The 16,400-nt window shown below is 63.0% G+C and carries 11 protein-coding genes and 1 pseudogene; 9 read left to right on the top strand and 3 right to left on the bottom strand.

The window, feature by feature from the left end; genetic code table 11:
* The first annotated feature begins 45 nt into the window (after positions 1 to 45).
* The 5 genes from G3N59_RS16140 to G3N59_RS16120 all read left to right on the top strand — a co-directional run bounded on the left by G3N59_RS16140 (position 46) and on the right by G3N59_RS16120 (position 6,761).
* A complete protein-coding gene (locus tag G3N59_RS16140) occupies positions 46 to 1,176 on the top strand; it encodes an aminomethyltransferase family protein (protein WP_205983607.1) in 1,131 nt (376 codons plus the stop codon).
* Positions 1,177 to 1,244: 68 nt separating this feature from the next.
* The gene (gene purU / locus G3N59_RS16135) at positions 1,245 to 2,102 is read left to right on the top strand and encodes a formyltetrahydrofolate deformylase (protein ID WP_205983606.1); all 858 of its coding nucleotides are present in this window, start codon (positions 1,245 to 1,247) and stop codon (positions 2,100 to 2,102) included.
* A complete protein-coding gene (folD, locus tag G3N59_RS16130) occupies positions 2,099 to 2,995 on the top strand; it encodes a bifunctional methylenetetrahydrofolate dehydrogenase/methenyltetrahydrofolate cyclohydrolase FolD (protein ID WP_205983605.1) in 897 nt (298 codons plus the stop codon). The genes purU and folD overlap by 4 nt, the downstream gene beginning before the upstream one ends.
* 6 nt (positions 2,996 to 3,001) lie before the next feature.
* The gene (locus tag G3N59_RS16125; protein ID WP_205983604.1) at positions 3,002 to 4,384 is read left to right on the top strand and encodes an NAD(P)/FAD-dependent oxidoreductase; all 1,383 of its coding nucleotides are present in this window, start codon (positions 3,002 to 3,004) and stop codon (positions 4,382 to 4,384) included.
* A 25-nt stretch (positions 4,385 to 4,409) separates the two neighbouring features.
* Complete coding sequence (locus G3N59_RS16120; RefSeq protein WP_205983603.1) at positions 4,410 to 6,761, top strand: aminomethyltransferase family protein; 2,352 nt, start codon at positions 4,410 to 4,412, stop codon at positions 6,759 to 6,761.
* A 528-nt stretch (positions 6,762 to 7,289) separates the two neighbouring features.
* Here the strand turns inward: G3N59_RS16120 and G3N59_RS16115 are convergent.
* Entirely contained in the window at positions 7,290 to 8,213 is a 924-nt protein-coding gene (locus G3N59_RS16115) for a LysR substrate-binding domain-containing protein (RefSeq protein WP_205983602.1), read from the bottom strand.
* A gap of 202 nt (positions 8,214 to 8,415) precedes the next feature.
* Between G3N59_RS16115 and G3N59_RS16110 the strand changes: the two are divergent.
* From G3N59_RS16110 to G3N59_RS16095, 4 genes and pseudogenes are all read left to right on the top strand, one after another.
* A pseudogene (locus G3N59_RS16110) lies at positions 8,416 to 8,738 on the top strand (D-amino acid dehydrogenase); the annotation flags it as partial.
* 261 nt (positions 8,739 to 8,999) lie between these two features.
* A complete protein-coding gene (locus G3N59_RS16105; protein WP_205983648.1) occupies positions 9,000 to 10,322 on the top strand; it encodes an MFS transporter in 1,323 nt (440 codons plus the stop codon).
* Between the two features lie 41 nt (positions 10,323 to 10,363).
* A complete protein-coding gene (locus G3N59_RS16100) occupies positions 10,364 to 11,566 on the top strand; it encodes a M20 aminoacylase family protein (protein ID WP_205983601.1) in 1,203 nt (400 codons plus the stop codon).
* A 145-nt stretch (positions 11,567 to 11,711) separates the two neighbouring features.
* Positions 11,712 to 12,884, top strand: coding sequence for a porin (locus G3N59_RS16095; RefSeq protein WP_205983600.1), 1,173 nt, complete (start codon positions 11,712 to 11,714; stop codon positions 12,882 to 12,884).
* A gap of 683 nt (positions 12,885 to 13,567) precedes the next feature.
* Here G3N59_RS16095 and G3N59_RS16090 read toward each other — a convergent pair.
* Both G3N59_RS16090 and G3N59_RS16085 read right to left on the bottom strand, forming a co-directional pair.
* Positions 13,568 to 14,851 carry a cation:dicarboxylase symporter family transporter gene (locus tag G3N59_RS16090; RefSeq protein ID WP_241023489.1) on the bottom strand — a complete coding sequence of 428 codons (1,284 nt, stop codon included), beginning with the start codon at positions 14,849 to 14,851 and terminating at the stop codon, positions 13,568 to 13,570.
* A 134-nt stretch (positions 14,852 to 14,985) separates the two neighbouring features.
* Positions 14,986 to 16,356 (bottom strand): adenylosuccinate lyase family protein, encoded by a 1,371-nt coding sequence (locus G3N59_RS16085; protein WP_205983598.1) that lies wholly within the window; start codon positions 16,354 to 16,356, stop codon positions 14,986 to 14,988.
* Positions 16,357 to 16,400: the final 44 nt, after the last annotated feature.

The following is a 16,400-nucleotide window of genomic DNA, read 5'->3' as shown; positions in this document are numbered from 1 at the left end:
CCATAAATATTGGCATTCCATAACATCTTTATCGGAGCAAAAATCATGGCAAATTCATGGCGTATTTCCGCGCTTGCCGAGCGCCATCGCGCACTCGGTTCGAAGCTCGAAGACTGGAACGGCATGGGCACGGCCTGGACCTATGCAAGCGATCTCGCCGATCACCACGAAGCCATTCGCACGAAGGCCGGGCTCATGGATGTGTCGGGCCTGAAGAAAGTCCACTACGTGGGCCCGCATGCGGAAAGCCTGCTCGACTGGGCCACCACGCGCGATATCGGCAAACTCTATCCGGGCAAGTCCGTCTACGCGACCATGCTCAACGAGGACGGCAAGTTCATCGACGATTGCATCGTCTATCGCACCGGGCCGAATGCTTTCATGGTCGTGCACGGCGCGGGCAACGGCTATGAACGGCTGGTGGCGTCGGCGCAAGGCAAGCAGGTGGCTGTGCTGTTCGACGACGATCTGCACGACCTCTCGCTGCAAGGCCCCGCCGCCGTGGATTTTCTCGCCGAGCATGTGCCAGGCATTCGCGATCTGCCCTATTTCCACCATATGCAGACGCGCCTGTTCGGCCGTCCCGTGATGATCTCGCGCACGGGTTACACGGGCGAGCGCGGCTACGAAATCTTCTGCAAAGCCGCCGACGCGCCACTGATCTGGGACACGATTCTCGCCAAAGGCGCGCCGTTCGGCATCGTCCCTTGCGCGTTCACGGCGCTCGACTGGCTGCGCGTCGAAAGCTATCTGCTGTTCTTCCCCTACGACAACTCGGACATGTACCCCTTCGCCGACGAGAAAGCCGGCGACACGCTCTGGGAATTGGGCCTCGATTTCACGGTGTCGCCGGGCAAGACCGCATTTTGCGGCGCGGGTGAGCACGCGCGTCTTGCAGGCAAGGAGCGTTTCCGGATCTACGGCGTGGAATTCGATGCGGGCAAGGCGGCGCAGGCGGGTGACACACTGTGGCACGCGGGCCAGCAGGTGGGCATCGTGACCTGCGGGATGTACTCGCGCCTGACGCGACGCTCGCTCGCGATCGCGCGTCTGGACGTACAGGCTGCGCAACCGGGCTTCGCGCTGGAAGTGCGCGGCAGCATGGAAACTACCGCGCGCGCCGCGCTGCTGCCTTTCGACGATCCGCAAAAGAGCAAGCGCCTCGCCGTTGGCTAACCGGCGATGCCGGTCCGCCAGGTAAATCCGGCTGCTTCAACCAGTTAAATCAATACGGAGTCCAGATCGTGACCCAGCAATTCATTCTGGCCATCAGTTGCCCGGCCACGTCCGGCATCGTCTCGGCCGTGACGTCGTATCTCGCCACATCGGGTTGCTATATCAGCGAGCTTGCGCAATTCGACGACGAAGCCAGCGGCACCTTCTTCATGCGCGCGGTATTCCGCTTCAACGACGCCGCACGTGGCGATATCGAAAAACTGCGCCGCGACTTCGCGAGCGTCGCCAAGGACTACCACATGCAATGGAAGCTCGCGAGCGCGGGCGAGCCCATGAAAGTCCTGCTGATGGTGAGCAAATTCGACCATTGCCTGACCGACCTGCTCTATCGCTATCACAAGGGCGAACTGCGCATGCGCATCACGGCGATCGTGTCGAACCATCTCGACCTGCGCCCGATGGCCGAACGCGAAGGCATCCGTTTCATCTATCTGCCCGTCACCGCCGACACCAAAGCGCAACAGGAAGCGGAGCTGCTGCGCCTCGTCGACGAAACCGGTACGGATCTCGTGGTGCTCGCGCGCTATATGCAGATCCTCTCGAACGATCTCTGCCAGCAGTTGGCGGGCCGCGCGATCAATATTCACCACTCGTTCCTGCCCGGCTTCAAGGGCGCGAAACCCTATCACCAGGCGTTCGAGCGCGGCGTGAAGCTGATTGGCGCGACCGCGCATTATGTGACCTCCGATCTCGACGAAGGCCCGATCATCGAGCAGGAAGTGCAGCGCGTCGATCATGCGTTGCGCTCCGACGACCTCGTCGCCATCGGTCGCGATACCGAGACTGTCGCGCTCGCGCGCGCCGTGCGCTATCACACCGAATATCGCGTGTTTCTGAACCAGAACCGCACGGTGGTGTTCCGATGAGCGCGGCGCGCGTGATCGACGGGCGCGCGGCGGCACAAGCGCTGCTCGACGATGTGGCCGACGAAGTCGCCGCGCTGCGCGAGACGGGCATAGAACCTTGCCTGGCTGTGGTGTTGGTCGGCGACGATCCCGCCAGCGACGTGTACGTGCGCAACAAGGTGCGCCGCACACGAGAGGTCGGTATTCGCTCGATCGAAGAGCGGCTCCACGCGGAAACGAGCAAAGCGGCGCTGCTCGCTCTCATCGCCCGCCTGAACGCCGACCCGCAGGTGCACGGCATTCTCGTGCAACTGCCGCTGCCCGCCCAGATCGACGCCGCCGCCGTGCTCGCGGCTATCGATCCGCACAAGGACGTGGACGGCTTTCATCGCGAGAACGTGGGACGGCTGACGCTCGGCGAACCATCGCTGGTGCCATGCACGCCGCAAGGCTGCCTGTTCCTGCTGCAACAAACGCTGGGCGATCTCACCGGGAACCACGCCGTCGTGGTGGGCCGCTCGAACATCGTCGGCAAACCCATGGCCGCGCTGCTGCTCAACGCGCATTGCTCGGTGAGCGTGCTGCATTCGCGCAGCACGAACGCGCGCGCGCTATGCCGCAGCGCCGATATCGTCGTGGTGGCCGTCGGCCGTGCGGGCTGCGTGGACGGCTCGTGGATCAAACCCGGCGCGGTCGTGATCGACGTAGGGATCAACCGCGTCGCCGATGTCACGGGACAGACGCGTCTCGCAGGCGATGTCGATCACGCAAGCGTCGCGCAAGTCGCTGCTGCCCTCACGCCCGTGCCCGGCGGCGTCGGCCCCATGACGATCGCCTGTCTCATGCGTAACACCGTGCAGGCCGCGCGCCATCTGGCGGCTTCTCTCCCCACTCCGCTCACTCTCGCGAGGTAAACCACCATGACGCAACGTGTAGCCATCATTGGCGCCGGCCCTTCCGGCATGGCGCAACTGCGCGCCTTTCAATCGGCGCGCGACCAGGGCGTGGAGATTCCCGAACTGGTCTGCTTCGAGAAACAGGCTGACTGGGGCGGCATGTGGAATTACACCTGGCGCACCGGCACCGATGAAAACGGCGAGCCAGTGCACGGCAGCATGTATCGCTATCTCTGGTCGAACGGCCCGAAGGAATGTCTGGAATTCGCCGATTACACCTTCGAGGAGCACTTCGGCAAGCCGATCGCTTCGTATCCGCCGCGCGAAGTGCTGTGGGATTACATCAAGGGCCGCGTGGAAAAGGCGGGAGTGCGCGATTACATCCGCTTCAATACCGTTGTGCGCGACGTGCGCTACGACGAGGCCAGCGGCAAGTTTTCGCTCACGAGCCAGGACCTCGCCCACGATGTCGCGCGCACGGAAGAGTTCGATTACGTCGTGAACGCATGTGGACATTTTTCGACGCCGCATGCGCCCACTTTCGCGGGCTTCGAAAGCTTCGGCGGGCGTATTCTCCACGCGCACGACTTCCGCGATGCGCTTGAATTCAAGAACAAGGATGTGTTGCTGATCGGCAGCAGCTATTCCGCGGAAGATATTGGTTCGCAATGCTATAAATATGGCGCACGCAGCATCACGAGCTGCTACCGCAGTGCGCCGATGGGTTATCACTGGCCCGCCACGTGGGAAGAAAAGCCGCTGCTTCAGCGCATGGCCGGCAACGTCGCGCATTTCGCGGACAGCAGCGTCAAGCATATCGACGCCATCATTCTCTGCACGGGCTACAAGCATCATTTCCCCTTTCTGCCCGATGCATTGCGTCTGAAGACGAATAACCGTCTCTGGCCGCTCGGCCTGTATCAAGGCATTTTCTGGGAAGAGAACCCGCGCCTCATCTATCTGGGCATGCAGGATCTCTGGTACTCGTTCAACATGTTCGACGCCCAGGCTTGGTACGCACGCGACGCGATACTCGGGCGCATCGCGTTGCCCTCGCGCGATGCGATGACAGCGCACAGTCTCGCCTGGCGCGCGCGCGAAGAAACGCTCGCGACCAATCAGGAAATGTTCGAATTCCAGGGCAGCTATATCGAGCAACTGGTGGACGCGACCGACTATCCGAGCTTCGATATCGCTGGCGTGAACCGCACCTTCCTCGCGTGGAAGCACGACAAGCACGAGGACATCATGGGCTATCGCAACAAGTCCTATCGCTCGCTGATGACCGGCACGCAGTCGCCGCCGCATCACACGCCGTGGATCAAGGCGCTCGACGATTCGATGGCGGCGTATCTTGGCGAGCCTTCTGCGTGTGCTACCGCCCCCACCGCGAAGCAACCCGCCTGAGCCGCAAGAACCGGAGGCCACCCGCATGCTGATCCGCCCACCCGTCGTCACGCGGCCCCATGAACCCGCGCTGTTTGCCCGCGCACCCGCGCACGAGCGTTATCGTGTCGCGGGCGGCGGCTGCACCGTCGTCGCGCTGCATGCGGGCGACACGCTCGATATCGTCGATGTCGAAGGCCTGCAAGCTGCCGAACTGGCCGCCTTCGACGCCACCCACGGCAACGCCCTGCCGGGCGCGCTCGGCTTGCAGGCAGCGCCGCACGCACGCTTTATCGCCGAACTGTTGAGCGGTGCGACGCCCGATGCGACACGAACCCGCCGCGCGCTCGCACGGCGCGGTGTCGATGCGTGCGCGCCAAACGCGGCGGCGCCCCTCTGGGCGCACGACACGCCGCCGGGCCACACGCGCCGCCTCGTCGCGCAACAGGCGCTCGTGGTTGTCGTAGCCGCGCCAGCGCTGGAGGCGTCGGTGGATACGCAGCACGCGCCCACCGATCTGCGCCTGACGATCGGACGCGCCAATCCGGCGCTCGTGAGCGCGCCGCCGCTGCCCGACCCGCTCGCCGATCCGCTTGCGGACTTCACGATCCCTCCCGGCACCGCTCGCGCCTACACCTTGCGCGCGGGCGAATACATCCAGGTGCTCGACGTCGCCGGCCGCCAGTGCTCCGATTTCGTGGCCTTCGAGCGAGCCTCGCTGGAGCGCGGCTTGACGCTCGACCTCGACCCCACCGTCACGCGCACGCTCAACGGCAACGCCTACCCGCTGCCCGGCCTCTACGCGAAGTTTTTCGACCGCAACATGCAGCCGATGCTCGAAGTCGTGCGCGACACCGTGGGCCGCCACGACACCTTCGCGCTCGCCTGCACGGCGCGCTACTACGAATCGCAGGGCTATTTCGGCCACGCGAATTGCAGCGACAACATGAGCGCGGCGCTCGCGCCCTACGGCGTCCAGGCGCGCCCCGGCTGGCCCGCGATCAACTTCTTCTTCAACACGTCGATTGGCGCGCAACAGCAGATCGCCGTGGACGAACCGTGGTCGCGCCCCGGCGATTACGTGCTGCTGCGCGCGCTCACCGATCTCGTGTGCGTGAGCACGTCCTGCCCCGACGACATAGACCCGGCCAACGGCTGGCAGCCCACCGATATCCAGATCCGCACCTACGCGGACAAGGAGCGCATTTCCGTGTCCATGGCCACGCGCAGCACCCCGGACGCCGATCCCGTCCTCACCCGCGAAAGCGGCTTCCATCCGCGGACTTCGGCACTCACGCGCCGCTTTACCGAATACCGCGGCTGGTGGCTCGCGAGCGCCTACGACAACCACGGCGCCATCGACGAATACCACGCGTGCCGCGAACGCGTGGCGATGATCGACCTGAGCGCGCTGCGTAAATTCGAAGTACTGGGCCCGGACGCCGAAGCGCTGCTCCAGCATTGCCTCACGCGCGACGTGCGCAAGCTTGCGGTGGGCCAGGTGGTGTATTCGGCGATGTGCTACCCGCACGGCGGCATGCTCGACGACGGCACGCTGCTGCGCCTCGGCCCCGATGCGTTCCGCTGGATTTGCGGCGAGGACTACGCGGGCATCTGGCTGCGCGAGCAGGCCGCCGCGCTCGGCATGAAAGTGTGGATCAAGTCGGCGAGCGAGCATATCCACAATGTCGCCGTGCAGGGGCCGGCGAGCCGCGAGCTACTGCGCGAGATCGTCTGGTCGCCGCCCACGCAGCCCGCGCTCGCGGAGTTAGGCTGGTTCCGGCTGCTGACCGGGCGGCTTGGCGCGCACGACGGGCCACCGCTGATGGTGACGCGCACCGGCTACACGGGCGAACTGGGCTACGAACTCTGGTGCCATCCTCGCGATGCGTGCGCGGTCTGGGATCGCGTGTGGCAGGCCGGGCAGCGACACGGTATCTCGCCGCTTGGGCTGGACGCGCTCGACATGCTGCGTATCGAGGCGGGGCTCGTGTTCGCAGGGCACGAGTTCTCCGACGAAACCGATCCGTTCGAGGCCGGCATCGGCTTTACGGTGCCGCTCAAGAGCAAGGCCGACGATTTTATCGGCCGCGAGGCGCTGCTGGAGCGCAGCGCCCATCCGCGCCATGCGCTGGTGGGGCTGAAGATCGACGGCAACGAGCCGGTGCATCACGGCGACTGCGTGCATGTCGGGCGCGCACAGGTGGGCGTAGTGACGAGCGCGGCGCGCTCGCCGCTGCTCGGGCGCATGATCGCGCTATGCCGCATGGACGCGCGTTATCGTGAGCCCGGCACGCGGGTACAGATCAGCAAGCTCGATGGCCAGCAAAAGCGCATCGACGCACGCGTGGCCGCACCGGTGTTTTATGACCCGCAGAAGTCGCGCGTCCGAGCCTGATTTTAGTTAAAACAATGTCTGCAAATCACAAACTTAAGGTTATATAGAACAACCTTCTTACTGCGTTGACCCGAGGCGACCGAAAACATGATAGTGCCATCTGCCATCACTGGGGCCTTCCGTGGGAGTTAAGCGACCATCAGCGTGCTTAGGTATTCAAGAGCGGGACAAGCAAATGCGCACGCTGCGCAATTCCCCAATCTTGCCGATCCGTCTGCGACCAATCGATCTGGAATACAAATATTAAGACAGTCCTTCGATCCCGCCGCCTAAAACCGCGTCCATGTGACGAACCCCTCCCCCTTGATTTGCTCATGATTTCTAGAGCCAAAATGGCAAGTCACAAACAAGGGCGAAAGAAATTCGCTGATTCAGTTCATGATAATTGATTCTGTTTTCTAATTATATTCTCTTAATTTCCGAACCAAGAAAAAAGCCCGCTCGTCTGCGGCAGCCTCGCCATGGCGAGCCTTCAGAAGGCTGTCACCCGTCGAACGGAGCGGCTAACAGGAGTGGACTCGCCTGCCATCAAGGCTTCAGCGCGGGAAGATTAAGGGGGTCGTAATCGCGTAGCGCGTCGACGATGGACACATATAGACGCGCCGCCGACTCGGGCAAGGTATGCCGATCGCGGGTGACAAGGGAAATGACGCGCTCTGGCATCGACTCATCGAGTTCGAGAAAATCCATTGTGTCGCGCATGAAACGGCTGCTGGTCGACTCGGCGGACAAGAGGATCAGCGTGTCGAGTTGCGAACACATCGCGAGCGCGAGCGACATCGACGAACACTCGATCACGTGTGACGGCTGCTCGATGCCGTGCCTCGCGAACAGTTGCACGAACGGCGTATTCGGATCGCTGAGAGGATCGAGTACCAGCCAGTCCGCTTCATGCAGCGCCTGCAGTGAGCGTTCGGCGCGCAGCGGGTGACCCTTTCGCGCAGCAACGAGCGTCGCCATCCGCAGCGCCGACGTGCAATCGAGGGCACCATCCGGCGGCATCTGCTGTGAGGTGATGCCAAAATCGATCGTACCTTCGCGAACCTGCTCCAGCAACTGATTCGGCCGCAGCTCCTGCACACGCAGGCGTACGCGCGGAAAATCCTTGCGGAATCGCGACAGGATTTCGGCAAGCGGACGCAACAACGCGGTCACCGGCGTTACGCCGATGCTGATTTCGCTGACGACGTTGCCCTTCATCTCTTCGATGTCGTCACGAGCGCGACGCACGTTTTCACCGATCAAACGTGCGTGTGCAACGAGACGCTGTCCATATGCCGTCAGCTGAACCCCTTTACTGGAACGCACGAAGAGCGTTGCACCGACGTTTGTCTCGAGTTCCTTGAGCGTCTTGCTAAGCGCGGACTGCGTGACATGCAGCTTGCGCGATGCCTCCAGGATGCTGCCTGTTTCGGCGACGGAGACGAGTGCTCTCAATTGATTGAGTTTCATTGCTGACCGGCTTTGACGACGTTGTGAATGCGCGCATAAGTGTACCCGCGCCGCCGCACGGTGCTGCAAATTCCCGCGGCACATGCACGAGCCAATACCCGGTCGATTCGAGTTCGATATTAAATACTGCTCGCTGCATTTTTGACGAAACGCTAACCTTGTCGCGTTTCGCAACGCTGCTGGGAGAGATCGTTCGCACTGGACTGTCATCGAGCGTCATCGCCAGGCGGCGATAGAACCTTCGTTCGCCAATGGCGGCCAGTTGTCCGCCAGGAATGCCGAAATCGGGAACAGCCGCGCGACGGTTTTCAAAGGTCTTCGCAGGATGCTCCGCCAGGACGCGCCGCTGTTGATGAATCCGCCTCCAACGGGGCACAAGACGAACTGGATCGGCGAGTTCCTGCGACGCATTCCGAAATACCGAACCAACACAATCGAGCGATGCGCCTCGCCATTGCGGCAAGTGAGCATCGGTTCTCCATCGCAAAGCGTAAACGGATCGAGTTCGATCACGAACGTCGCGGTACTCCGCAAGTCTATGCCCTTGATTCGCACCGGGCGGTAACGCCCGACTTCCCTACGCGCAAGTCCTTGCTACGTTTCGTTCTGGCGGTTGTTATCACCAAACGGCAACTGCTTGAAATTTCCTCGCTTGTCGCACTCTTTTTGGCTTCCGACACTGGCCTCGCAATATTCAAATCGACTACGCGGCCGAGCAAGACCTTGACGTTGCGCCAGCCGTCCAGCCAGGACACTGGGCAGACGAGAACAAGAGAGAGGACAGCAATGAACGAACTGCATCGCCCGATCAGCGATTTCGGGCCAGACGTCGCAATCACCGCGTCGGCCTCTGCCGCACGATTCAGGCCGGGCCGTCGCGCCATCGTGGCTGCCGCGATCGGCAACGGTCTGGAAATGTACGACTTCACGCTCTACAGCTTTTTCGCCGCCACGATCGGCAACCTGTTCTTTCCGAGCAGTAACGCCCTTACGTCGCTACTGCTGTCGTTCGGGGTGTTCGGCGCGGGCTTCGTGATGCGTCCGCTCGGCGCGCTGCTGATCGGCAACATTGCCGATCAGCGTGGGCGCAAGGCGGCCCTCACGCTGACCATCGCCCTGATGTCGATCGGCACGGCGCTGATCGCGCTTACGCCGTCGTACGGCACTATCGGTATCACGGCTAGCGTGCTCGTCGTGATCGGCCGCTTACTGCAAGGGCTATCGGCAGGAGGCGAGATCGGCGCGGCGTCGGCGCTGCTGCTGGAGTCCGGCGGTAAGGAGCGCCGCTGCTTTCTCGTGAGCTGGCAGGCCGCCACCCAAGGCGGCGCGGCCCTGCTCGACGCACTCTCAGGCATGACCCTCTCCGCCGGTCTGTCGCCGGAAGACCTGCACGCGTGGGGCTGGCGTCTGCCGTTCCTGCTCGGCCTGCTGATTGCGCCGATCGGGCTGTACATGCGCCGCAATTTGAAGGAAACCTTCGAAGGCAACCGCAAGACGGCTCTCACCGGCCTTCGCGAGGTGTTCAGCGAGAACGCCCGCACGCTGATCCTCGGCGTGTTTCTGATGGCGAGCAGCACGGCATCGATGTACGTGACTGTGTTCTACATGCCGACCTACCTCGTGCGTACCTTGCACATGCCGGCGGTCACAGCCTACGCGGCGACTTGCGTCTCCGGGCTGACGCTGCTCGCGCTGGCCCCGCTGTTCGGCCGCTTTGCCGACCGTCTCAAGCGCCGCAAGCCGCTGCTGATCTGCAACAGCGTGCTTTCGATGCTGATCGCGATTCCGAACTTCACGCTGCTATCGTCGGGGCCCGGCCTGCCGCTGGTGGCGATGTGCGTGGCCATCTCCGGCACGCTCAGCGCGCTCGGCACGGGCGCCGGCACCGCGATGATGATGGAGGCGCTGCCGCGCGAGCACCGCGCCACCGGCATGTCGATCATGTACAGCGTCGGCGTGACCCTGTTCGGTGGCTTCGCCCCGCTGGTCGTGACGTGGCTCATCAACGAGACCGGCAGCCGCATGGCGCCCCTGGGCTACACGTACAGCGCCATGATCATCAGTTTCATCGCCATGCTGCTGTATCCCAGCCATCCGGGCCGCGACTGAGCGACACGAATTACGACGAACCACCCAAGGCACACGACCCGATGGCATTGACACTCCCTGACACGCTTGCCCAGGCCCTGCCAGCACCGTTGCTCGCGTCGGCAGAGCGCTTTGCCGCCCTGCGGCGTCGCTTGCACGCGCACCCGGAAATCGGCGCCCAGGTACCCGACACCGCCGCGCTGGTAGCCGGCCTGTTGCGCGAATGGGGCTACGACGTGCACACCGGCATCGGTGGCGACGGCATCGTCGCACAACTCAAGATCGGCAATGGTACGCGTCGCCTCGGGCTGCGCGCCGACATGGACGCCCTGCCGATGCAGGAGCGTACCGGCCTGCCGTGGCAAAGCACGATTGCCGGCCGCATGCACGCCTGCGGTCACGACGGGCATACCGTCACGCTGCTCGCCGCTGCCGAGCACCTCGCGGCCACGCGCGACTTCGACGGCACGCTGAACCTGATTTTCCAGCCCGACGAGGAAGGTTTGAGCGGCGCTGCGGAGATGATGCGCGACGGCCTGTTCACCCGCTTTCCCTGTGACGCGATTTTCGCCTTCCATAACGCGCCGGGTCTGCTGCTGGGCAAGGCCGTGGTGCAGGCCGGTCCGCTCGGCGGCTCGTCCGACCGCGTGACGGTGACGTTTCGTGGCAAGGGCGGACACGGCGCAATGCCGCATCGCGCCACCGACCCGACGCTGGCGCTGTGTATCTCGGTAGTTGCACTGCAAGGCATCGTGTCGCGCAATCTCGCACCGGCCGATGCAGGCGTGATCAGCGTCGGCGAGATCTCGTCGGGCAGCACGTACAACATCATTCCCGAGACCGCCACACTTAAGCTGACCGTACGCGCAGCCACGGCCGCCGTACGCGACCTGCTTGAGACGCGCATCAGGACCGTGATCGCGAGCCAGGCAGCGGCATGTGGCGTCGAGGTGGATATCGCCTACGACCGGCTCGTGCCCGCGATCCACAACACGGCTGACGAAGCGGCCGTCGCCCGTGCCGCTGTGGCCGGCATCCTCGGCGAAGCGCAAGTCATCAGCGTTGCGCCCGGTACGCATCTGGGCAGTGAAGACTTCGCGTGGATGCTCGAACAGGTGCCCGGCTGCTACTTTTCGCTCGGCAACGGCCAGGGCGAATGGCACGGCTGTTCGTTGCACAACGACGGCTACGACTTCAACGACGCGCTAATTCCAATCGGTGCGGCCTGTTGGATATCGCTCGTGCAGTCGTATCTGCACAGTTGATCTGACCTGACCGGGCCAACCGGACATCCCCCGCAAGACAAGAGTCTCCCGCGCCTGTGCTTCGTGCACAGGCGCGTGACCTCGCTCGCGCAGGCCGTGCGCGATATTCCGTTTATCGATAGACAACGTTCCTTGGAGATCAGCAATGCAGAAGCGCAAACTGGCGGTTGTCGCATTCGGGATGGTGGCCTACAGCGCCGTTCATGCCCAATCGAACGTTACGTTGTATGGCGTCGCGGACGCCGGGATGGTCTATACGCCGAACTACCTGGGGTCAAAGGCGTACACGCTGACGAGCGGCGTAGCCAGTTCAAGCGCTTTCGGCCTGAAGGGTTCCGAAGATCTCGGAGGCGGCAATGCTGCGATCTTCAACGTGGAGAACGGCTACAACATCGCGACGGGCGCAGTGTCGCAAAACGGCACATTCTTCGGGCGGACCGCCTGGGTCGGGCTATCGGGGGCGCCCGGCGCGATGACAGTCGGTCGCCAGTATTCGAGCGCCTATTGGTACACCGGGTATCTGACCGCTGGCGGCAGTTGGGCGGCGGCCGGCGCAGGCTTCGGCGCACATCCGGGCGATGTCGACAACCTCGACACATTCAACCGCGTGAACAACGCGATCAAGTATGCGTCACCGAACTTCGCCGGATTTTCGATGCAGGCGATGTACGGCTTCGGCGGCAAAGCCGGCTCGTTCAACACGAACAGCGTCAAGGCTGTCGGCGCTGGCTACACGAACGGCCCACTGACCCTTGGCATTGGATACCAGTCCGCGAACCGGCCGAACTTCTCGCTGTTCGGCAACAAGGCCAATGACAGCGCGACCGGCATTAATATGACCTCGTATGTCGATTACGGCTTCGCATCGGCTGGGGCGCAGAATATCTTCTCGTTCGCGGGGACTTACGCCGTTGGCGAGGCGACGATCGGGCTCAACTACAGCAACAGCCGCTTCACCGACTTGGGCACCGTGGCCGTGAGTGGCCTGAGCGCGAAGGAGCGAGCCTTCCGCGGCACGGAGGCGTTCAATGTCGGCGAGATCAACTTCAAATACCGGTTCACACCGGCATGGATGTTGGGTACCGCGTGGTCGTACACGCGTAGCAGCGGGGCGACGCACGCGATCTATCAGCAAGTTGATATCGCGTTTTACTACTTGCTGTCCAAAAGAACCGACCTGTATGCGATGGGCTTTTACCAGCACGCGACCGGCACCGATTCACGCGGCTTGCCTGCGGTCGCGAACATCGCGGGCTGGAGGGCATCGTCGACGAATACGCAAACCATTGCCACCATCGGCATGCGCCATCGGTTCTGAAACGCCGTCCGCGCCGATAGCGCTACTCAGGCGCTACCTCGTGAAGACAGACGCCAATCTGGTTGGCCTCGGAGTCGCGGAAATACACGTCGCAGTCCCCCAGCACCGGTCCCACGCACTCCCCCAACCAACGCAAATCTCGGCCCTTCGTTTATGGGCTGCGCAACTGCCCGCTCAGGTTCATACGGCCACGCCGTTGCGCTGGTCTTCAGGTTTCATCTGGGACATCGGTCGCTTGTCGATGTCGCTCGCTTTGCGCGAGTATCAAACGACCTCCTGGCTTGTATCGTCCCTGATTCGGGCTCCGGCTCGGAAGCCAGGGATAATTTCGCCGCCATATTACATAGGATTCCAAATGTTTTGATTGCCTTTGGAGAATCCCTGGCACCTCTCGTTTTAAACCCTGTCGTCGACGAGTGCCGCATCGTGAATGAATCCGTCGCAGGTTGAGACTGGAACCAGCATTGGGGGGCGAAATACCCTGATACGGACGCGCTGTGCTCGGAGTTCCGCGAGCACTCGCGTAGCTTTTCGGAAACCTGGGTGGGCACTGCCCCACCCAGCCTGGAGACAGCGATTGTGCGGGCTTTACCGCTTGCTTGAGAAAATCACGTATCCGCGCTGAACAAAAAGTTGCTATTGCAACCAACTGCGCGATTGGCTAAAAGATACGCTCCTTGATCCTAATCGCAATGCGTTGGCCCGCCGGATTTACGGACTTGAACAACGTTTCCGTTTGTTTCCGGACGCGCGCTCAGCCAGGCATCGGCGACACTCTGATCGAATGTGCCCGACCACTTCGCGACCACCACGGTCGCCAGTGCATTGCCGATGGTGTTGCAGGTGGCAATCGCCATCGACATGAAGCGATAGACGCCGAAGATGATCGCCACGCCCTCGACCGGCAGCACGCCCGTCGAAGCGACAGTCGCCGCGAACACCACGAACGAGCCGCCCGACACCGTCGCCGCGCCCTTCGACGTGAGCAGCATCAGCAGCAGAATGCCAAGTTGATGTTCGAACGTCAGCGGCACGTTGTACGAGTGCGCGATGAAGAGCACGCCCATCGACATGAAAATCGAGGTGCCGTCCAGATTGAACGCATAACCGGTCGGCAGCACGAGGCCAACCGTCTGCTTCGCGCAGCCCAGCCGTTCGAGCTTGACGAGCAGCCGCGGCAACGCGCTTTCCGACGAAGCCGTACCCAGTACGATCAGGATTTCGTCCTTGATATAGCGGAGAAACCGCCACATGCTGAAGCCCGCTAGCTTCGCGATCGCCCCCATCACGACGAACACGAACAGCGCGATCACTGCATAGAAACTCAGCACGAGTTGCGCGAGCGCGATCAGCACAGCCGTGCCGTTGCTGCCCACCGCGAATGCCACCGCACCGAATGTTCCCAGCGGCGCAAGCTTCATCACCACGTTAATGAACGCGAACAGCACCTGTGAAACGAGATCGAGCCCCTCGCTGATACGCACGCGTCGAGACTCGGGAATCGCGAGAATGCCGATGCCGACCATCACCGCGAGTACGACCACCTGCAACAACTCGCCCTTCGCGAACGCGCCGATGAAGTTATCGGGCACGAGATGCATCACGAACGCGCTGAAGGTTTGCGGCGGCGGCGCCTTGGCGACGGCCGCTGCATTGGCTGCCGCGTGCGGCGCAATGGCGGTCATGCCCTTGCCGGTCTGAAACAGGTTGCCTGCGAGTAGTCCCACGGCGAGCGCAATCGTCGAAACGCCCTCGAAATAGACGAGCGAGCGCCAGCCCACCCGGCCCGCGCTGCGCGCATCGCCCGCCGACGCGATCCCGTGCACGATCGTGAGAAACACGAGCGGCGCAACGCCCGCCTTGATCAGCGCGAGGAAGATATCACCTAACACTTTCAGCTGCGAGGCAAAGCCCGGAAACACCAGGCCCACGGCAATGCCCAGCACCAGCGCGATCATCACCTGCATGCCCAACCGCCGATACCACGGTTGCCGTGCGCGCGGCGCGAGCGGATCGAGTGCGTCGTGCGCCTCGTGGACTCGGTGTGCCCCGTCTTCGAGGATCTTCTCGTTCATGATGCGTCTCCTCCAGTTGCGTACGATCAGATCTCGCTCGAAGCGGCGAGCGCGCGGTCGACCATCTGCGGCGCGAGGCCCAGATAGTTGGCCGGATCGGTCATGCGGTCGATGGCGGCGCGATCGAAGTGTTGCGTGACGGCGGGCAGCGCGGCGAGCGCGTCGGCCAGCGTGCCGCCCTGCTCGTTCACCGTGCGGCACGCGTCATAGACCAGATCGTGTGCCTGCTGACGGCCCGTGAACGGCGCCATCTGCATCATCGCGGCCTCGGCGACGATCAAGCCCTTGCTGATGCCAAGGTTGTGCTTCATGCGCGCTGTATCGACGATCAGACCGCCCAGCGCGAACTTCGCCTGATGCAGCGCCCCCGAAGCGAGGATGAAGCTCTCCGGAATCGCGATCCATTCGGCGTGCCACGGGCCGGTCGCGCGCTCGAAGTCCTGGATCATCGCGTCGACCATCAGGCCCGCGTGCTGGCGCACGGCCTTGGCCGCCGCGAGCATCAGTTCGCTCGAAATCGGATTGCGCTTTTGCGGCATCGTGCTGCTCGCGCCGCGGCCCTTCACGAATGGCTCGTAGACTTCGGCGAATTCGTTGGACGCCATGATCATGATGTCGGTGGCGATCTTGCCGAGCGATCCGGTCACAAGCGCAAGCAGGTTCACGGCTTCGGCAAAACCGTCGCGAGCGACGTGCCACGTCGTGGCCGGCACGCCCAGACCCAGCTCCTGCGCGAGCGCCTTTTGCACTTCGAAGCCCTTGTCGCCAATCGACGCGAGCGTGCCTGCCGCGCCCGCAAACTCCACCACTGCCACGCGCGGACGCAGTTGCGCAATGCGCTGCTGATGGCGGTCGAACATCGCCAGCCAGATCGCGGCCTTGTAGCCGAACGTCACGGGCAGCGCCTGCTGCAGGTGCGTGCGTCCCGCCATCGGCGTGTCGCGATGCTTCTTCGCTAGGTCGCCCAGAATGCCGCGCAGTTCGCGGATATCGGCGTCGACCGAATCGAGCGCGTCGCGCACCTGCAGCGCCACTGCCGTATCCATGATGTCCTGCGTGGTGGCGCCCCAGTGCACGTAGCGCCCCGCTTCGCCACACATGCCGACGAGCTGGTGCACGAGCGGCAGGATCGGATAGCCGACGATGTCGGTTTCGTCGCGCATATGGTCGAAATCGATCCGCTCGATCTGCGACTCGCGGGCGATCACGTCGGCCGCATCAAGCGGAATCACGCCGCAGCGAGCCTCGGCCTTGGCCAGCGCGACTTCGACGTCGATGTAGCGCTGGATCAGCGCGGTATCAGAGAAAACGGCGCGCATTTTGGCGGTGCCGAAGGCGTCGCGAAACAGGATGGAATCGACGACGGTGCTGGAAGCGGGCATCTGGCTGCGGATCATGGTTCGGTATCTGGCTAGAAATTCAGGGGACGGACTGTCGTCGC

Origin of the sequence: Paraburkholderia sp. Ac-20340 (assembly GCF_017104965.1) — a bacterium.
GTDB lineage: Bacteria > Pseudomonadota > Gammaproteobacteria > Burkholderiales > Burkholderiaceae > Paraburkholderia.
This window is presented reverse-complemented; position numbering and strand designations above follow the sequence as displayed.

What these genes read in the sequence shown, in the direction of transcription:
- G3N59_RS16085 (WP_205983598.1), bottom strand. Translation starts at nt 16,356, where the DNA reads ATGATCCGCAGCCAGATGCCCGCTTCCAGCACCGTCGTCGATTCCATC.
- G3N59_RS16115 (WP_205983602.1), bottom strand. Translation starts at nt 8,213, where the DNA reads ATGAAACTCAATCAATTGAGAGCACTCGTCTCCGTCGCCGAAACAGGC.
- G3N59_RS16100 (WP_205983601.1), top strand. Translation starts at nt 10,364, where the DNA reads ATGGCATTGACACTCCCTGACACGCTTGCCCAGGCCCTGCCAGCACCG.
- G3N59_RS16095 (WP_205983600.1), top strand. Translation starts at nt 11,712, where the DNA reads ATGCAGAAGCGCAAACTGGCGGTTGTCGCATTCGGGATGGTGGCCTAC.
- G3N59_RS16140 (WP_205983607.1), top strand. Translation starts at nt 46, where the DNA reads ATGGCAAATTCATGGCGTATTTCCGCGCTTGCCGAGCGCCATCGCGCA.
- G3N59_RS16090 (WP_241023489.1), bottom strand. Translation starts at nt 14,851, where the DNA reads ATGCAGGTGATGATCGCGCTGGTGCTGGGCATTGCCGTGGGCCTGGTG.
- G3N59_RS16120 (WP_205983603.1), top strand. Translation starts at nt 4,410, where the DNA reads ATGCTGATCCGCCCACCCGTCGTCACGCGGCCCCATGAACCCGCGCTG.
- folD (WP_205983605.1), top strand. Translation starts at nt 2,099, where the DNA reads ATGAGCGCGGCGCGCGTGATCGACGGGCGCGCGGCGGCACAAGCGCTG.
- G3N59_RS16105 (WP_205983648.1), top strand. Translation starts at nt 9,000, where the DNA reads ATGAACGAACTGCATCGCCCGATCAGCGATTTCGGGCCAGACGTCGCA.
- G3N59_RS16125 (WP_205983604.1), top strand. Translation starts at nt 3,002, where the DNA reads ATGACGCAACGTGTAGCCATCATTGGCGCCGGCCCTTCCGGCATGGCG.